This is a genomic window from Tsukamurella pseudospumae (assembly GCF_001575205.1).
In the GTDB taxonomy this organism is placed as follows: domain Bacteria; phylum Actinomycetota; class Actinomycetes; order Mycobacteriales; family Mycobacteriaceae; genus Tsukamurella; species Tsukamurella pseudospumae.
This window is the reverse complement of the sequence record NZ_LSRE01000013.1, coordinates 168,489-184,850: the sequence shown is the minus strand read 5'-3', so window position 1 is coordinate 184,850 and position 16,362 is coordinate 168,489. Positions and strand designations below refer to the sequence as shown.

The 16,362-nt window shown below is 71.7% G+C and carries 17 protein-coding genes; 6 read left to right on the top strand and 11 right to left on the bottom strand.

Going from position 1 to position 16,362, the window contains the following annotated elements; all coding sequences use genetic code 11:
* Positions 1-70: 70 nt before the first annotated feature.
* From AXK61_RS11790 to AXK61_RS11750, 9 genes are all read right to left on the bottom strand, one after another.
* Positions 71-679, bottom strand: coding sequence for a TetR/AcrR family transcriptional regulator (locus AXK61_RS11790; RefSeq protein WP_068573525.1), 609 nt, complete (start codon positions 677-679; stop codon positions 71-73).
* Positions 676-1,473 (bottom strand): MBL fold metallo-hydrolase, encoded by a 798-nt coding sequence (locus AXK61_RS11785; RefSeq protein ID WP_231855520.1) that lies wholly within the window; start codon positions 1,471-1,473, stop codon positions 676-678. The genes AXK61_RS11790 and AXK61_RS11785 overlap by 4 nt, the downstream gene beginning before the upstream one ends.
* Positions 1,470-2,201: a dienelactone hydrolase family protein gene (locus AXK61_RS11780; RefSeq protein ID WP_068573526.1), complete on the bottom strand. Its 732-nt coding sequence runs from the start codon at positions 2,199-2,201 to the stop codon at positions 1,470-1,472. The genes AXK61_RS11785 and AXK61_RS11780 overlap by 4 nt, the downstream gene beginning before the upstream one ends.
* Positions 2,198-2,977, bottom strand: coding sequence for an MBL fold metallo-hydrolase (locus AXK61_RS11775; RefSeq protein ID WP_068745457.1), 780 nt, complete (start codon positions 2,975-2,977; stop codon positions 2,198-2,200). Before AXK61_RS11775 ends, AXK61_RS11780 begins: the two co-directional genes overlap by 4 nt.
* On the bottom strand, positions 2,974-4,545 hold the full coding sequence (locus tag AXK61_RS11770; protein ID WP_068745455.1) for an AMP-binding protein: 1,572 nt from the start codon (positions 4,543-4,545) through the stop codon (positions 2,974-2,976). Before AXK61_RS11770 ends, AXK61_RS11775 begins: the two co-directional genes overlap by 4 nt.
* The gene (locus tag AXK61_RS11765; RefSeq protein ID WP_068745453.1) at positions 4,542-5,426 is read right to left on the bottom strand and encodes an SDR family NAD(P)-dependent oxidoreductase; all 885 of its coding nucleotides are present in this window, start codon (positions 5,424-5,426) and stop codon (positions 4,542-4,544) included. The genes AXK61_RS11770 and AXK61_RS11765 overlap by 4 nt, the downstream gene beginning before the upstream one ends.
* A 211-nt stretch (positions 5,427-5,637) precedes the next feature.
* Positions 5,638-7,104 (bottom strand): flavin-containing monooxygenase, encoded by a 1,467-nt coding sequence (locus AXK61_RS11760; protein WP_068745451.1) that lies wholly within the window; start codon positions 7,102-7,104, stop codon positions 5,638-5,640.
* Positions 7,101-8,018, bottom strand: a complete 918-nt coding sequence (locus AXK61_RS11755) for a patatin-like phospholipase family protein (RefSeq protein WP_068573531.1) — start codon at positions 8,016-8,018, stop codon at positions 7,101-7,103. The genes AXK61_RS11760 and AXK61_RS11755 overlap by 4 nt, the downstream gene beginning before the upstream one ends.
* Positions 8,015-8,896, bottom strand: coding sequence for an SDR family oxidoreductase (locus AXK61_RS11750; protein ID WP_068745449.1), 882 nt, complete (start codon positions 8,894-8,896; stop codon positions 8,015-8,017). The genes AXK61_RS11755 and AXK61_RS11750 overlap by 4 nt, the downstream gene beginning before the upstream one ends.
* Positions 8,897-8,977: 81 nt before the next feature.
* Between AXK61_RS11750 and AXK61_RS11745 the strand changes: the two genes are divergently transcribed.
* Positions 8,978-9,604: a TetR/AcrR family transcriptional regulator gene (locus tag AXK61_RS11745; RefSeq protein WP_068573533.1), complete on the top strand. Its 627-nt coding sequence runs from the start codon at positions 8,978-8,980 to the stop codon at positions 9,602-9,604.
* 20 nt (positions 9,605-9,624) lie between these two features.
* Here AXK61_RS11745 and AXK61_RS24950 read toward each other — a convergent pair whose 3' ends face one another.
* Positions 9,625-9,768: a preprotein translocase subunit YajC gene (locus tag AXK61_RS24950; RefSeq protein ID WP_139058039.1), complete on the bottom strand. Its 144-nt coding sequence runs from the start codon at positions 9,766-9,768 to the stop codon at positions 9,625-9,627.
* A 174-nt stretch (positions 9,769-9,942) separates the two neighbouring features.
* On the opposite strand from AXK61_RS24950, the gene AXK61_RS11740 reads away from it, so the two are divergent.
* A complete protein-coding gene (locus AXK61_RS11740) occupies positions 9,943-11,244 on the top strand; it encodes a lipase family protein (protein ID WP_068573534.1) in 1,302 nt (433 codons plus the stop codon).
* 30 nt (positions 11,245-11,274) lie between these two features.
* Here AXK61_RS11740 and AXK61_RS11735 read toward each other — a convergent pair whose 3' ends face one another.
* The gene (locus AXK61_RS11735) at positions 11,275-12,744 is read right to left on the bottom strand and encodes a hypothetical protein (protein WP_068745447.1); all 1,470 of its coding nucleotides are present in this window, start codon (positions 12,742-12,744) and stop codon (positions 11,275-11,277) included.
* Between the two features lie 169 nt (positions 12,745-12,913).
* Between AXK61_RS11735 and AXK61_RS11730 the strand changes: the two genes are divergently transcribed.
* The 4 genes from AXK61_RS11730 to AXK61_RS11715 all read left to right on the top strand — a co-directional run bounded on the left by AXK61_RS11730 (position 12,914) and on the right by AXK61_RS11715 (position 16,317).
* Positions 12,914-13,627, top strand: coding sequence for a hypothetical protein (locus tag AXK61_RS11730; RefSeq protein WP_139058040.1), 714 nt, complete (start codon positions 12,914-12,916; stop codon positions 13,625-13,627).
* 77 nt (positions 13,628-13,704) lie between these two features.
* Entirely contained in the window at positions 13,705-14,481 is a 777-nt protein-coding gene (locus AXK61_RS11725) for a hypothetical protein (protein ID WP_068573537.1), read from the top strand.
* Positions 14,478-15,851 (top strand): O-antigen ligase family protein, encoded by a 1,374-nt coding sequence (locus AXK61_RS11720; protein ID WP_082789319.1) that lies wholly within the window; start codon positions 14,478-14,480, stop codon positions 15,849-15,851. Before AXK61_RS11725 ends, AXK61_RS11720 begins: the two co-directional genes overlap by 4 nt.
* 10 nt (positions 15,852-15,861) lie before the next feature.
* Positions 15,862-16,317 carry a hypothetical protein gene (locus AXK61_RS11715; protein WP_139058041.1) on the top strand — a complete coding sequence of 152 codons (456 nt, stop codon included), beginning with the start codon at positions 15,862-15,864 and terminating at the stop codon, positions 16,315-16,317.
* Positions 16,318-16,362 lie beyond the last annotated feature (45 nt).

Below are 16,362 nucleotides of genomic sequence, written 5' to 3'. Positions count from 1 at the left end.
CGGACACCCTACCGGCGGCGGTTCCGGGACGCCGACCCGAGCCGGTCCGTCGCGCGCCCCCGCGGGCGCGTCACAGCACGCCGAGGCTGCGGCCCAACCGTTCGGCGGCGAACGCGATCTCGGCATCCCACGGCACGCCGAGGAAGTCCTGCCGGGCGGTGGTGTAGTGGTTCGCGAGGCCGGTCACCGTGGACCAGAGCAAGGCCATGGCGGGACGCGGATCGCCCTCGTAACCGAGGTCGACGAGGGCGGCGCCGAGCACGGCGACCAGCCCGCCCGTCGCGTCCCGGAGGTGCTGCTCGACCGCGGGCTGCAGCGTGCCGGGAGCGTGCTCGAGGCCCAGCGCGTCGAACTGGCGCCCGAAGTCCAGGTACTGCTCGCGGTACTCGGTGGCGGCCGCGGTGAACACCGCCGTGAAGTCGGTCGCGCCCTCGATCTGGGGACGTAGCCGCTCGGTGAGACCGACCACCTGCTCGGCGAAGACGCCGATGAACAGGTTCTCCTTGTTCGCGAAGTAGGTGTAGACGGTGCCGAGCGAGATGCCGGCGCCGTCGGCGACATCGCGCATCCGTAGAGCGGAGTAGCCGCCCTCGCGCAACAGTCGCTCCCCGGCGCGGAGGATGTCGATCCGGCGCTGATCGCGATCGCCCCACTGGGTGGCCGGCCTGCTCGTGTTCACCCCCCGATACTGCCCCGCGCCGCATCCGCGTACATCACCGGATCGTGCGCGCACACCAGGGTCACGTTCGAGGCACCGTCGGAGAAGGCCTCCGCGAGCCGGTCCCGTGTGGCCCGGGCCTCGCGGCGTCGTGTCGCGGTGACGAACTGGCCGAGCCGGAGTGTGGCGGGCACGTGCCCGCCGAAGACCGCCGCACGGTGGTAGAAGGCGTCGCCGCAGTGGAGGAGCCAGCCGTCGCCGGTCGGGACCGCGACCCCGGCGTGGCCCGGAGTGTGCCCCGGCAGCGGCACCAGGAGCAGGTCCTCGTCGATCGCGGACAGTGGCGCGCTCGGGAAGCCGAACCAGTCGACCGGGAACCGGTCGTAGGTGACGGTGGCGGGTGCCGGTGACGAGCGCCAGGGCCGGTACCGCAGCGCCGCCGCCGGGCCGCTCGCGAGACCCGCCGAGCGGTACTCCGTGGTGGTCACGTGGACCTTCGCCCCGGGGAAGTCGTCGATCCCGCCGGTGTGGTCCGAGTCGAGGTGGGTGGCCACGATGTGGGTCACGTCCGCGGGGGAGTAGCCGAGGGCGCGGACCTGCGCGACGGCGGTCTCGGCGTCGTCGAAGGCGGGCCGGATGACCGGTGCACTGGCACCGAGCCGTGCGTTCGGGTGCGCGATGTCCGCCGTTCCGAGTCCGGTGTCGACGAGGACCAGGCCCGCGTTCGTCTCCACCAACAGGACGTGACACACCATCGGCACGGTCCCGGGCGGGCGCATCGTGCCGCAGTTGAGGTGATGGACGCGCACCGTCATGCCACGTCTCCCATCGCGAAGCGCGCGTCGAAGAACGCGAACACCCGCGCCCACGCGTCGGCGGACACCGCCTCGTCGTAGTGCATGCCGGCCACGCGGAGCACGGCGTCGGACGCGAGCTCGATCCGGTTCGCGAAGCTGTGTCCCACACCGGGATAGGTCTTGAGGTCGGAGTCGATGCCGTGCCGGTCGAGTACCCGTTGCAGTCGCTGCTCGCCGAGCGGGATGAAGGCGTCGCGGCGGCCGAAGGAGGCGACGACAGGACAGGTGTCGGCGGTGACCATCCGGTACGTGGTGAGCGCGCCGTAGAACGGTGCCGCCGCGACATAGCGGGCGTCGCCCTCGAGGAGGGCGAAGCCGCCACCCATGCAGAACCCGGTGATCGCGACGTCGCCCGTGGACTGCGCGTCGCCCGCCAGCACGGAGCGGGCGCGCTCGAGCACGCCGAACGCGGGACCCTTCCCGGTGGCGAGGGAGCGCATGGTGGACACGATGCACCCGGCGCGGCTGCTGCCCGCGGTGAACAGCAGCGGCGCCATCGCGAGGTAGCCGTGGCCGGCGACGATGCGGAGGTTGCGCTCGATGTCCGGTTCGGCGCCCGTGATGTCGTGCACGAGCAGCACGGACGGGCGCGGCCCGGCGGGCTCGGAGGGGCGGGCGACGAGGGCCTCGAAGGGTGCCGGGCCCCCGTCGACGGTGATCCGTTCGATCGTGACGGCGGGGGTCATCGGGAACTCCGTTCGGTCGTGTCCGCGAGCGAGATCGGCAGTCGCGGCGGGAAGCGGTGGGACGAGATCGTGTCGACGTCGGGCCGGAGCGCGAGCCGCTCGAGCGTGCGCCAGGTCTGCGCCTGGAGGGCACCGTCGGCCTTGACGACCCGCTCGTAGAGCCCGAGCGGGAAGGACGCGTCGAATCCGGTGAGCGGGTCGCGGTACCAGGCGTCGCCGGTGTGCAGGAGCCACCGGTCGCCGCGCCGGACCGCGACGCCGCAGTGCCCGACGGTGTGCCCCGGCAACGGGACCAGCACCACGTCGTCCGTGACGTACGAGCAGCCCGGCACGCCGAGCCATTCCTCGGCGCCGTCGTGGGGAGCCCAGTTCGGGCCGTGCTCGAAGAAGCGCGACCGGTACGAGATCCGGGCGCGGGGCGAGCGCGAGCGGGACGCGGCCAGTTCGGTCGCCGAGACGTGCACCGTCGCATCGGGGAAGTCGACGATGCCGGCGGCGTGCTCGCTGTGCAGGTGGGTCAGCACGATGTCGGTGAGATCCTCGCGGCGGACGCCGATCGAGGCCAACCGGTTCACCAGCGCCATCTCGGGAGTGCGGCGCAGGCGCAGGAAGTGGCGCTCGAAACCGATCAGCGAGGTGTCCTCGAACACCGAGACCGGGAAGCCGGCGTCGATGGCGATCACCCGGTCCTCGCCGACGATGACGAGGCACAGCGTGGGGACCTCGCCACCGGCGAGGGGGCGCAGTGTGGCGACGTCGAACAGGTGGATGGTCATGATGAGGCCTCCAGGGAGAGTTGGACGAGGAGGGCGGTGGTCGCGCGCCGGTCGACCTTGCCCGCGGCGTTGCGCGGGACGGCGGAGACGAAGTGGACATCGCGCGGCTGCTCGAACCGCGACAGCGAATCCTTCAGGTACGAGCGCAGATCCGGTTCGCGCAAGCGCTCGGTGTCGGCGACGATCAGTGCCGCGAGACGTTGTCCGTACTGCTCGTCGGGCACGCCGACCGCGCACGAGTCGACGATGTCCGGGTGCCCGGCGAGGACGTTCTCGAGCGCGCGCGGGTAGACGTTCTCGCCGCCGCTGACGATCATGTCGTCCTCGCGGCCGGTGACGTGCACCAGCCCGTCGCGGTCCATGAATCCCTTGTCGCCCGTGGCGATCAGCCCCGCGACCTCACCCTTGCGCTGCCCGCTGGTGTACGTGCCGACGGCGGGCGCACCGCCGACGTGGATCCGGCCCGTGCTGCCGGGGGCGACGGCGGCACCGTCGTCTCCCAGGATCGCGACGGTGGCGCCGGCGACGGCCCGACCGACCGTGCCGGGCGAACGCCGGAGGTCCGAAGGCGTGGCCAGCGTCGCGAGGGCGACCTCGGAGGAGCCGTAGCCGTTGTAGAGGTGGTCGCCGAAGCGGCGGGTGAAGCGCTCCGCGACCGACGGCAGGAGCGCGGAGCCGCCGCTGAGAACGATGCGCGGCATGGAGGTCTCCGAGCCCTCGGGGACGGCGTCGAGAATGCGGCTGAGCATCACCGGCACTACGAGCAGCGCGTCGGCCTCGTGGACCGCGGCGCGCTCCAGCGCGGAGGCCGGGTCGAACCGGGCGCAGGTCAGCAGGGTCCCGCCGAGGCCCAGCGTGATGAGCAGACCCGCCAACCCGAAGGCGTGGAAGAAGGGCACGGACGCCATGGTCCGCATGCCCGTGCGTGCGCCGGTGCGCAGGATCACGCTGGCGGTCATCCCGAGGACGGTGCGCACGTCGGGGTCGCGCGGGACGCCGCGCGGGGTGCCGGTGGTGCCCGAGGTCAGGAGGATCAGGCGTCCCTCGCGCGGGGACGACGGTGCGCGGTGCCCCTGGTCGCGCGCGCCCGGCGACGCGGTGCGCGTGGCGGGCACGGCGCCGACGATCGCCTCGAACTCGGCGTCGCAGATCACCAGCGAGATGTCGTGCCCCTCCAGCGACGCCGCGAGCGCGCGGTCCCGGAAGTCGGTGTTGAGCAGCACCACGTCGGCGCCGAGAGAGGTGGATGCCAGCAGCGCGACGACGAACTGCCGGCTGTTGCGGCACATGATGCCGACGGTGCCCAACGCGCCCACCCCCTCGCCGTAGTGGAGCGCGGCGGCGGCCGCATCGACCTCGGCGAGCAGCTCCCGGTAGGTGAGCGCGCCCTCGTCGTCGACGATCGCGACCCGGTCGGGGTGTCGCGCCGCGGACAGGCGTACGAGGGAGCCGATGCCCCGCGGGCCCGTGAACAGCGCGTCGAGCACTCCGGGCCAGCGGGCCGGGGGCGGTGGGACGAGCAGCCCGGACCGCGCCGCGGCCAGCGCCGTGGCGATCGCGGCGTTCACCGGAGCACCTCGTGCCGGGCACGCGCCGAGGCGGAGTCGGCCGTGAACCGGAACGCCCGCGTGTACGCGGCGGCGAACACGCCGCCGGCGGCCGCGGAGACGGTGTCGAGGGGCCACGACCACCACGGGGCCAGGACCCGCCGACCGTCGACCACGGCGGCCGCCACGATCTGCGCGGCGTGCTCGGGGTCCAGCCCCGGGAGCCTGCGCATGCTCGGCGTGGGGGCGCTCATGCGCGTGTGGATCAGGGCCATGTAGATCGAGCTCGTGGCGATCTTCCGGGCGTGCAGTTCGGGCGTGACGCTGCGGAACCAGGTGTCGAACGCGCCCTTGGAGGCCTGGTAGGCGCCCCAGCGCGGTCCCGGATACATGCGCACGCCGACGGTGGAGATGTTCACGATGCGGCCGCCGCCGGCCTCGGTCATCGCCGGGATCAGCCGCAGCAGGAGCTGGACCGGGCCGAGGTAGTTCACGTCGATCGTGCGGACGAAGTCCTGCGGCCGGTCGAGCTGGAGGTCCAGCGAACGGCGGATCGACTTGCCCGCGTTGTTGATGACGATGTCCGGGGCGCCGTGCTGCTCGATGATCGCCGTGGCCAGGGCCTCGACGGCGGCGGGCTCGGAGAGATCCGTCGGGAAGGTGTGGGCGGTGCCGCCGTTCCCGTGGATTCGGGAGGCGACCTCGTCGAGCTTGTCGGCGGTGCGGGCGACGAGGAGCACCGTGGCGCCCGCGGCGGCGAACAGTTCGGCCGTGGCCGCGCCGAGGCCGAACGAGGCTCCGGTGATGAGGACGGTGCGTCCCGAGACGGCCTCGGCGAGGCGGCGCGGGTCGGTCTCACGGCGAGGGCTGGACAGGCGCCCGGCGAGCGAGGGAGAGGTCATGGATTGCCCCAATCTGAACGATGTTCATATATGAACCATGTTCAGAATGGCGGGTCCGGACGGCCGTGTCAAGGGCCGGCGCCGGATCGGTATGCGCAGTGACGGATCGGGTCTCCGACGCGCGGGATTCGGCGGGCGACACGACGTGAGGGCCCGGCACCGCGCGTGCGGCACCGAGCCCTCCGGTGCCCTGCGTCCGGGCGCCTGATCGTCAGCTGCGGTCGGCGGACCGTCGGACGTGGAAGTCCGCCTCGTCGGGCTCGGACAGCATGCGCACCATCGTCTTCCGGTCGAAGGGCCACAGGTCGATGGTGCCGCCCTCGGTGAAGTACCAGGAGTTGCAGCCGGTGTTCCATACCGTGGGGCCCATGGCCTCGGCGACCTGCTCGTTGAAGGTGTCGGTTGCGGCCTCGGTGACCTCCGTCGAGGTGACCTCGCCGCGACGGAACCGGTCCAGCCACTGCGCGATGTACCGCGCCGTGAGATCGGCGGAGAACTGGAGGGAGATCGATCCCGTCGGCGAGTTCGGGCCGAGGACGGTGAACAGGTTGGGGAAACCCGGGATCGCCGTCATCCGGTAGGCCCGCGGGCCGCCGGACCAGGCGTCGTCCAGCTTGACCCCGTCCCGGCCCGTGACCTGCATCGGCCGCATGTAGTCGTGCGCCCGGAAGCCCGTGGCGAGCACGATGACGTCGGCCTCGTGCAGCGTCCCGTCCGCGGTGCGGATGCCCTTCGCCTCGATCCGATCGATGCCCTCCGAGACGAGGGAGGCGTTGCACGCCTTGATCGCCGAGTAGTAGGTGCCGGAGACGACCTGACGTTTGCACAGCGGCTCGTCTTCGGGCGTGAGGCCGGGCCGCAGGGTGGACGGCACCTGCGCGCGGAGCGACAGCCGGGCGTAGGCCTGCACCGCGCTGCGCCGCCACGACGGCTTCGTCGCGATGTCCGCGAGGATGCCCGAGCCCCAGAGCAGGCCCTGGTGCACCCGGTCGATCAGTCCCGGAATGCGTTCGAACAGGGCGGTGATCGGCGCGATCTGCGGCAGCCGCATCGGCGCCCACAGGACCCACTGCGGCGAGCGGACGAAGTGCGTGAGATGCCTCGCCCTCGGCTGCAACGCCGAGACCACCTGTACGCCCGTCGATCCCGTGCCGATGACGGCGATCCTTCGGCCCTCGGTGGTCAGCGCATCGTCCCAACGGGCGGTGTGCACCACGTCGCCGTCGAAATCCGCGAGGCCCTCGATGTCGGGGATCGCCGGATTGTGCAGGACGCCGGTCGCGCAGATGACGAAGTCGGCCGTCATCGTCTCGCCGGTGTTCAGCGTGAGGGCCCAGGTGGCCGAGGCGTCGTCGAACTCCGCCGCGAGAACCTCGGTGTTGCAGCGGATCCGGTCTGCGATGCCCAGCTGATCCACCACGTCGCGGTGGTACTGCTGGATCTGTGGACCCGTGGCCCAGATCCGTTCCCAGTCGGGCTTCGGCGCGAACGCGAACTGATAGATCTGTGAGGGCACGTCGCACGTGAGTCCGGGGTAGTGGTTCCAGAACCACACGCCGCCCACGTCGGCGCCCTTCTCCAGCACGACCCAGTCGGTGAATCCCTGCTCCTGCAGGACGTGTGCGGTCGAGATGCCGGCCACGCCGGCGCCGATGACCACGATGCGGGGCTCGGTCATCGCGCTGCCTCCAGTCCGCGCCGGACGGCGAGCGGGGCGGTCCTCCGCGCGGCCTCGAAGGCCTCCGCGCGACGGCCCCGGGCCATGAAGTTCGCACCCAGCCCGGCCAGGTCGGCACCGTCGGGCGAGATCACGGTGACCTTCTGGCCGCGGGCCCGGGCCACGGCGACCTCGGCCCAGAAGACCTGCGACATGGGCCTTCTCAGCCCGGCGTACTCGATCAGTCCGCCGATTCCGGGACCGCGGACGCCGGGAGCGGAGGCCATGGACACGACCGCGATGATCTCGTCGGCGTCCTCGGGGGTGATGAGGTCGACCGAGGCCGTGGAGGCGGCGCCGCCGTCCACGAACGTGCGACCTTCGACCTCGACGGGAGGCATCCACGCCGGGATGGCCCACGATGCGCGGAGCGCCTCGGAGGCAGTGGCTTTCGGTGCGCCAGGTGCGCCGAATGCGACGCGCTCGCCGGACACCGGCTCGTAGGCCACCATGCGGGCCTTCGCCGGGACCGGCGCGCCGGGCCCGACGGTGGCGTCGGCCAGCTCTGCCAGCCACGTCGCGTCGCCGCGGCCGCGCGGGGCGATGCCCGTGAGCGGCGCGTGCCCGCCGCGGCGGGTCCACAGCGTGGACGGGTCCGAGGGCAGCGAGAACGGAATGCGGGGCAGCGAGGGCGGGGTCGCGGCCAGGTGGTGCTGCAGCACGGGCGATTCCGCGCGTCCCTCCTGCATCGCGACGAGGTCCTGCACCGAGAAGCGCTGGAGCGCGGTGATGATCTCCGAGCCGGCGGAGGTGCCCTGCAGCACGTCGAGCTCGCGGAGATCGGAGCCGAGCTGCTCCTCGAGTGCGGCGAGCGCGGCGATGGTCCACGCGCCGCCGATGGTGCCGCCGCACCCGATCACGAGGGCGCGGGTCATCGGGCGGCCTCCTCGTCGAGGGCGTGATCCGCGGCGTGGCGGTCGATGCGGTCGGTGTACGCCTTCCGCGCGGCCGCGTCGAGGTCGAGCGTGCGCCGGTCGTCGACCAGCCTGCGCGCGAGTCGTTCGATCGGCTCGGGCACGAAGGCCTCGACGAGGCTCCAGCCCGGGGCCACCCACTTCGGCACGGAGGTGCGGGCCGCGCGGGTCCGCAGCGTGTCGACGATCGCGGCGGCGACGTCCTCGGGGTCGACGGTCGGCATGCCGCCGCCCAGCTGTGCTCCTGAGCTGAGTTCGGTGCGCACGGCGGACGGGAGGATCGCGCACACGGCGACGCCGGTCCCGTCGTACTCCCGGCGCGCGCCGAGGGACGCGCCGAGCGCCCCGTACTTGCTGGCGTTGTAGGTGACCATGCCGGGGATCGGGATCATCCCGGCCATCGACGCGACGTTGACGACGTGCCCGCGACCGCGCGCCACCATTCCGGGGATCGCGGCGCGCATGCCGTTGAGCATGCCGCGGATGTTGACGTCGAGGATGAGATCGGTGGTCCGCTCCGACTCCTCCTCGAAGTGGCCGAGCGGCATGACGCCCGCGTTGTTGACGAGGACGTCGATGTCGCCGCCGATCTCGGTCAGTGCGCTCCGCCAGGAGTCGCGGTCGGTGACGTCGAGCCGCACGGCGCGTGCGCCCGGGATGGTCGCGGCCGTGGCCTCGGCGACGTCGAGATCGACGTCCGCGAGAACCACGCGGGCGCCGTGCTGCGCGAACAGGCGGCCGGTGGCGGCGCCGATGCCGCGGGCGCCGCCGGTGATCACGACCAGCGCACCGTCGAGCCGCGTGAGATGGCGGTCGGAGGGGCCGAAGAACAGGGCCATGGTGGATCCTTTCGATCAGGTTGGACCAACAGTATCCGAATACTTGCAGTTTTTGAATACCGATGGCGGTATTCTCTCCGCATGGCCAGGCTGACCCGCATCGAGCAGCGCGCGCAGACGCGCGCCGACCTGCTGCTCGCCGCGCGGGACAGGTTCCTAGAGGTGGGCTACGCCGCGGCGAGCCTGGAGGACATCGCGGACCGTGCCGGCTACTCGAAGGGCGCCGTCTACTCGAACTTCGTCGACAAGCCGAATCTGTGCCGCGAGGTGCTGCAGGCGATCCACGAGGAGAAGGTCGGCCAGCTCAGCGCGCTGGTGAGCGGGCCCGGTGATCTGCAGGACCGCATCGACGTGCTCGCGTCCTGGGTCGAGCGGACGGCGGGCGACGTCGGCTGGACGATGCTCGAGCTCGAGTTCGTCACCGTCGCGCGGACCGACCCGAGCCTGCTCGCGATGGTCGTCGAGCTGCGCTCCGCGGCGCACCGCACCGTCGTCGACATGCTGCGGACCATGCTGCGCGGCGACGCCGATGACGACGCCGCCGACGCGGAGGCCGAGTTGTACGCGCTCGATTCCACTGCGGACCTGATGCTGGCCGCGGCGATCGGGTTGGGGATCCAGCGGGCCGTCGATCCGACGATCTCGCCGGAGCCGGTGATCGCATCGCTGCGCAGCACGTTGACGCTGCTCGGGGCGGGTGTGTACTGACGCCGGGGCGCGCCCAGCGTCTACAGGAGGACGACGGCCTCGCGGTGCACCGCCACGGCCCGTCCGTCATCGAGCTTGACCGACACCGCCTCATCATCGGCGCTGAGCACGGTTCCGTAGCTCAGCACCTCGTCGCGCAACTGCACGCGGTCACCTGGGGTCACGTCGTTCACCTCAATCGTTCATTCAGCGAGATGAAGATTAGCCGCTTGCAAAGGCAAGCGGGGCCGGTTCACGCGATGTTCACCGACTCCGTCGAGCGAGCCCTGGGACAGATTCTTCAGATCTGTCCCATATGCGTGTACAGTCGCTCCGAACCCCCGATCAGGAGGACCGACATGACGGCTGTGCAGAACCGCACGGAGCTCGCCGAGCACTGGCCCGCACCCGCGGAGCCGCAGATGGTGGGCGTCGACCCGTTCTTCGAGGCCCCGTCGGGCTTCGAGGACGCACCCGAGGGCACCGTCCTGCGCTACCGCGACGTGTCGATCGGCTTCCTCGGCCGCGTCAAGCAGAAGGTGCGCGCCACCCAACTGCTGTACCGCACCGTCAACATGCACGGCGTCCCCGAGGTCACCGTCACCACCGTGATCAGCCCGCTGCGCGGCGCGAAGCCGGGCGCCCCGCTGGTGAGCTACCAGTGCGCGATCGACTCGCTGCACCCCAAGACCTTCCCGTCGTACGTGCTGCAGCACGGCGTCAAGACCGAGGACGCGTCGTTCCCGCAGATCGAGTACCTGTTCATCGCGGCCGCGGTGGCCAAGGGTTGGACCGTCTCCGTGCCCGACCACGGCGGCCAGACGGGGCGCTGGGGCATCCCCCGCGAACCCGGCTACATGGTGCTCGACGGTCTGCGCGCCGCCCTCTCGCACGAGCCGCTGGGCCTCGCGGCCGACACCCGCCTCGGCGTCTGGGGCTACTCCGGCGGCGGCCTGGCCACCTCCTGGGCCGCGGAGATCGCACCGTCGTACGCGCCGGAGCTGAACCTGATCGCCGGGGCCGTGGGCGCGCCCGTCTCCGACCCGGGCAATGTCTTCGTCTACCTGAACAACACCCTGTTCACGGGCCTGCCGACGTTGGTCATCGCCGCGCTCGCCCGCGAGTACCCGACGCTGCGCGAGGTGCTCGCCGAGCACGTCGACGACAAGGGCCGCAAGGTGTTCTACGAGGACGCCCTCGAGTGGTCGCCCGAGCGCGCGATCCGCAAGATGGCGCACAAGGACTTCGGCTACTACTGCCCCGATCTGACCTTCGAGGAGGTCGCGCGGCTGCCGAAGTTGCTGGAGATCTTCGACGACATCCGGCCCGGGCAGTCCGCGCCGACGGTGCCGATGCTCGTCGTGCAGTCCACGAAGGACCAGATCTCACCGGTGACGGACGCGGAGGCGCACGTCGCGCGCTACGCCGACGGCGGCACCCACGTCGAGTACCGCACCGACCAGTGGAGCGACCACTTCTCCATGCACTTCCTGTCGGCACCCATGCTGCTCGGCTGGCTGGCCGACCGCCTCGACGGCAAGCCCGTCGCCGACGCCGGACACACGCACAAGCGCACCATCATGGCCTCGCCGCGGCAGGTCGGGCGCACGCTGCGCCTGGTCGGCACGCTGACCCGCGTGGGACTCGCCCGCCGGATCTGACCGCTCGACCGATCGACCCCGAAGCCCGCGCTACTGCGCGGGCTTCGTCGTCGTGGTGGTGACGACCTTCTTCGTGGTGGTCGTGGTCGTGGCCGGCGTGTCCGTCTTCGTCGTCGGCGCCTGAGTCGTCGTGGTCGCGGGCTTCTCGGTGGTGGTGGCCGGCTTCTCCGTCGTGGTCGTCTTCGGGGCCGTCGTCGTGGTCCGCGTGGCCGACGGTGCCGTCGTCGTCGAGCCCGACGGTGACGTCGTCTTCGGCGTCGTGGTGGTGGTCTTCGTGCTCGTGGTGGTGGTCGCGTCGGAGGTCCGGTCCGCAGTCGTCCCGGACGTGGTCGTGGCCTTCTCCGAGGTGGTGGGCTCGGTGGTCGTCTTCGTCGCGGACCGGGTGGTCGTCGTCGTGCTCGTCGTCGCGTCCGAGGTCCGCGCCGACGCCCGGCCGCTGGTCGGGACCCGCACGTCGACGTCCTCGCCCAGGGCCTGCGCGAGCTGGGTCCGCGTGCCGTTGTAGACCGTCGCCCCGGCGATCGCGGCGGCGGTCGGGGCCAGCACCGTCGAATCCCGGAACGGATTGCCGACGACCTGCGTGCCCGGCACCGCCGTCACGACCTCCGCCCGATCCGACGTGGGCATGGGCGCGAGCACGACGCCGGGGTAGAGGGGCGCGGCGGTGTAGCCGGCGGTCGCCGAGCCGTACGCCGGCAGCCAGGGCGCCACGACGCGACCCTGGTCGTGCACCGCGACCGGGCGGCCCGGCGTGGCGGCCCAGACCGGGTAGTAGGGCTGGTCCCGGTAGCGCGGGTTGGGCCGGGCGTGCGGGTTCTGCGGAACGTCGATGCCGATGGACACGGAGATCAGCGGCTGCGGTCGCGGCTGCGACCAGTCCCGCGGGTACACCCACATCACGGGCACGTCCGCGCGGAAGCTCGCCTCGAACCACGGCTTCGGCCAACTCGGCCGCTCCCACGGCTTCGGCTGTCCGGGGTACCAGGGACGCACGCCCAGCTGCCGGCCGTACACGGTCCAGCAGGTCTGCGACTGCACCTCGACGCCGGCGACCCAGTCGTTCCAGCGGCCCGTCTCGCAGATCTGCCGGTACACGTCGATCTGGTGCGGCGTGTAGTTCCACGGCCGGGTGTTCACGGGGCGGGTGAACTGCGGCGGGGGCGGCGCGACCTCCTGCGGAGTCACGGGCAGACCGGGCACGTCCGGGGCCTTCGGGTAGTAGACGGTGGCGTCTCCGGCCGTCGCGGTGACGGTGCCCTGCTGCAGACCCGCGTTCGCCACGGCCTGCGCCGCGACCGGATCGCCCACCATCGTCACGCCCTTGCCGGGGACGGGCACACCGTCGGTCTGCCAGGCGCCCGGGTTGGAGCCGAAGTCGTCCCCGGTGGTCGGCGAGAAGGCGACCGAGCTGTCCGTGGGCTTGTCGTTCGAGCCGCACGCCGTGAGGCCGGCGACGGTGATGAGGGCGACTGCCAGCGCGCCCACGTGCTTCGCGTTCATGACGGATCCGATCGTTCGGACTGCACAAGCGCTGGTTTCGTAACGCCGATTACCAGCGACCAGTCTGCTGGTGGCGGTCCGTGGCGGTCAAGCGACGTGGGTTGGGCCCCGGGCCGCCGCACGCTAGAGTCGGTTGCGATCGTGAAGACCGACCGAGGGCTGAGGCAACGTGTGGACTGATCTCGCCCGATGGCTCCGCAGCCTGCGGGGCAGGGTGCTCGCAGTGGCGCTGGTCCTGGTGGCGGCCGTCGCCGGAGGATACGTCGGGTACAGCACGACGGACTCGTACTACGCGACGCAGGGCGCGGTCGTGGTGCTGCCGGCGGGGGCGGGCAACCCGGACGCCGGCCAGAATCCGTTCGCGAACCTCTACAACTCCACGCAGTTCACCGCCGTCGTGGCGACCAACGTGCGGTCGGAGGCCACGCGCGACCGGGTGGCCGCGTCCGGCGCCCGGCGCGACTACGTGATCGAGACTGTGGCCCGCGAGGTGCGGGCCAACTTCGCGCAGAACGCGGCGCAGATCGAGTACACGATCAACGCTCCCGATCCCGACGCGGCCAAGCGCGGGGCGGATGCGCTCGTCGCCGCGATCCGCGACGCCATCCGCACCATCCAGAGCGACGCCGGAATCCCCGCGGAGCGGATGGCGCAACTGCAGGTCGCCGTACCCGCACCCGCCGCGCACGAGGTCACCGGCGGACTCGTCATCGCAGCGCTGAAGGACGGTGGGATCGCCGCGGTGATCGTGGTCGCGCTGCTGCTGGTCCGGCGCTTCGTCCGGAACGCGCGTGCAGGTGGTCGCCGGCCCCGGGCGGGATCGTCGCAGTCGTCGCCGACGCCCGCGGCGGACCGGCGCACCGCGGGCGTGGCCTCGGAATGAGCCGGCCGGCCCGGCTATCATTGCGATCGCACAGAACTGGGCACGGGCGCCCGGGCCGGCGGCAGGAAGGACACGAGATGGACATCGCGGGCATGGTTCGCGCCGTTTTCCTCCGGCGCGTCGTGGTGGCCGTGGCGGTCATCGCTGCGGTCGTGTGCGGCGCCGCGGGATGGAAGTCCGTCACGGTCGAGTACGAGTCGGTCGGCGCCGTCGTCGCGATCCCGCCCGGCGCCGGTAACCCCAACCCCACATTGAACCCGTTCACCAATCTGTCCAACACGGCCCAGCTGGCGCACGTGCTCTCGACGGTCGCGCTCAGCGAGGACGCCCGCAAGGTCGTGGAGGCCAAGGGCGGCTCGCCCGACTACGTGGTCTCGACGGTGGCGGGCGAGGGCTCGTCCGCCCTGCTCTCGCCGCAGGTGTTGTTCGCCGTCCGCGCCCCGGACCAGTGGACCTCCCGCGAGGCCGCGGTCGCGCTGATCGACTTCCTGCGCACTCGGTTGAAGACGATGCAGGAGGAGGCCGGTGCGCTCCCGGGCACACTCGCGGACCTGCGCGTCAGCGTGGAACCGCGGCCCGGCGTCCTGAGTGGCGCCGACCCGGTGCGCGCCGCCGTCGGATACGCCATGGGCGGCGTCCTGCTGACGATGTTCGTCTTCGTCATGATCGCGGGCCTGCGGAGCGCCGTCCGCGGAACGCAGGGCGATGGTCCGCCGGACGGGGACGGTGATCCGTCGGGCGGGAACGGCGAGCCGAAGGCACCGCCGGGCACGGGGGACGCACCGGACTCCGCGCCGGAGGCACCGTCGGGCACCCCGACGGGAGCCGACGGCCGAGACCGGGTCCCGCTGTGAGCAGGCTGCGGGAATCGCTGCCGGCGGTCGACCCCGTCGAGGTCGGGTCGACGGTGACGCGGCGGATCGCGCAGACGATCGGCCCGCCCGGCGCGGTGTTCGTCGCGGCCGGCGGATTCGCGCTGCTGTCGATGCGACAGTCGATCCTGGTGCCCGCGACCTACGGCCTCACCCTGGCGCAGACACTGTTCGCGATCGGCGCCGTGGTGTGGGGGGCCGCGGCGTTCACGGGCTACGCCCCCATGGTGCGCGACCGGTCGATCGTGGCCGCGGTGCTCGCCTACGCGTTCGCGTCCTTCGTCTCCTACGGCGGAGCGATGGCGCGCGGCGTACCGAGCGGCATCACCGTCGATGCCATGGATCGCTATGTCATGGTCGACATGCTCCTGGTCGGGATGGTGCTGTTGATCCTCGCGGTGGTGCGGTCGGAGCACCCGCTGCGGGTGGTGCTGGGCGGGCTCGTTCTCGGCGGGACGGTCAGTGCGCTGTTCGCGCTCGTGTACGCGGCCACGGGGCTCGACCTCGCGCCGAACTTCCGGATCCCGGTGATCACCAAGGCCAGTGACTTCGTCCTGATCAAGAACTTCACTCGCGCCGGCCTCAACCGTCCGCAGGGCAGCGCGGGTCACGCGCTCGAGCTGTGCGCGGTGCTCACGGTGCTGGTCCCGCTGGGGGTGGCGCTGATCCTCAGCGCCCGCAGGCGCGGCGCGAAGGTGTGGCCCTGGGCGCTGTGCACGGCGATCATCGTGGCGGCCGACCTGGCCTCGCTGTCCCGATCGGCGATCGTGGGCGGCGCCGCGGCGGTGGCCGTGATGTGCTGGCGCTGGCCGGTGCGTCGCCTCCTGGTAATCGTGACGAGCGCCGTCGGCCTGTTCCTCGTCGGCACCGTCTTCCAGATCAAGGTGATCCTCGCGCTGATCGAGACCTTCGCGGGCTCGGGCAACGACTCCTCGCTGCAGTCGCGGGCCGTGGGCCAGGCGTTCGTCGCGGAGAACGTGTGGAAACGACTCTGGTTCGGCCAGGGCGTGGGCGCGTACCCGACGCTCAAGCAGCCGGTGCTCGACAATCAGTACCTCTCCCGGCTCATGGAGGCGGGGATCTTCGGCCTGGTCACCTTCATCGCCGCGCTGGCGCTCGCCCTCTACCTCGCGATCCGGGCGTCCGCGCGGGCGTCGGGCGCGACGGCCGAGCTCGCCAGTGGCATCAGCGGTGCCGTCGCCGCGCTGATCGTGATCTGCCTGATCCTCGACACCTCCGGATTCATGCAGATCTGGTACCTGACCTGGATCCTCGCCGCGCTCGCGGGGGCGGCGTACCGGCTTTCCGGTGAGCCACCGCCGCAGGAATCCGGTGAAGTGCCCGCCGGGTAGGATCACGGTCGTGAACCACGCGCACGCCGACGCCGCCGGAACGTCCCGAACCGCCCGCATCTGGGGCTGGGTCGGTGCCGCCGTGGCGCTGGCCACGTCGCTCGTGCACCTGCCGATGCTGGGCGAGCACAGCTGGGTGGTGTCCATCCTCGTCGCGGCGATGCTCATCGGGTGCGCGCACTGCTCCGTCTGCCTGTTCCGCAATCCGACGGTGAGCGCCTGGGTGCTGACCGGAGCGATGGGCGCGATCATGATCGCCCTCCACCCGGTCCTGATGTCGGCGATGAGCTCGTCGATGGGCGGCATGGACCACTCGATGCCCGGCATGGACATGGGCTCGATGGGCCATTCCATGGGCTCGATGGAGCCCTGGATGACCCTGATGATCGTGTTCGCGGCAGCCGAGATCGTGGTCGCCGTGGCCGCCCTCGGCATGATCGCCCTGCGCAGGCGGGCCGCACGGTGACCACGGTCACCGTCGACCTGCGTAACGAAGGTTTCGGGACCGGAG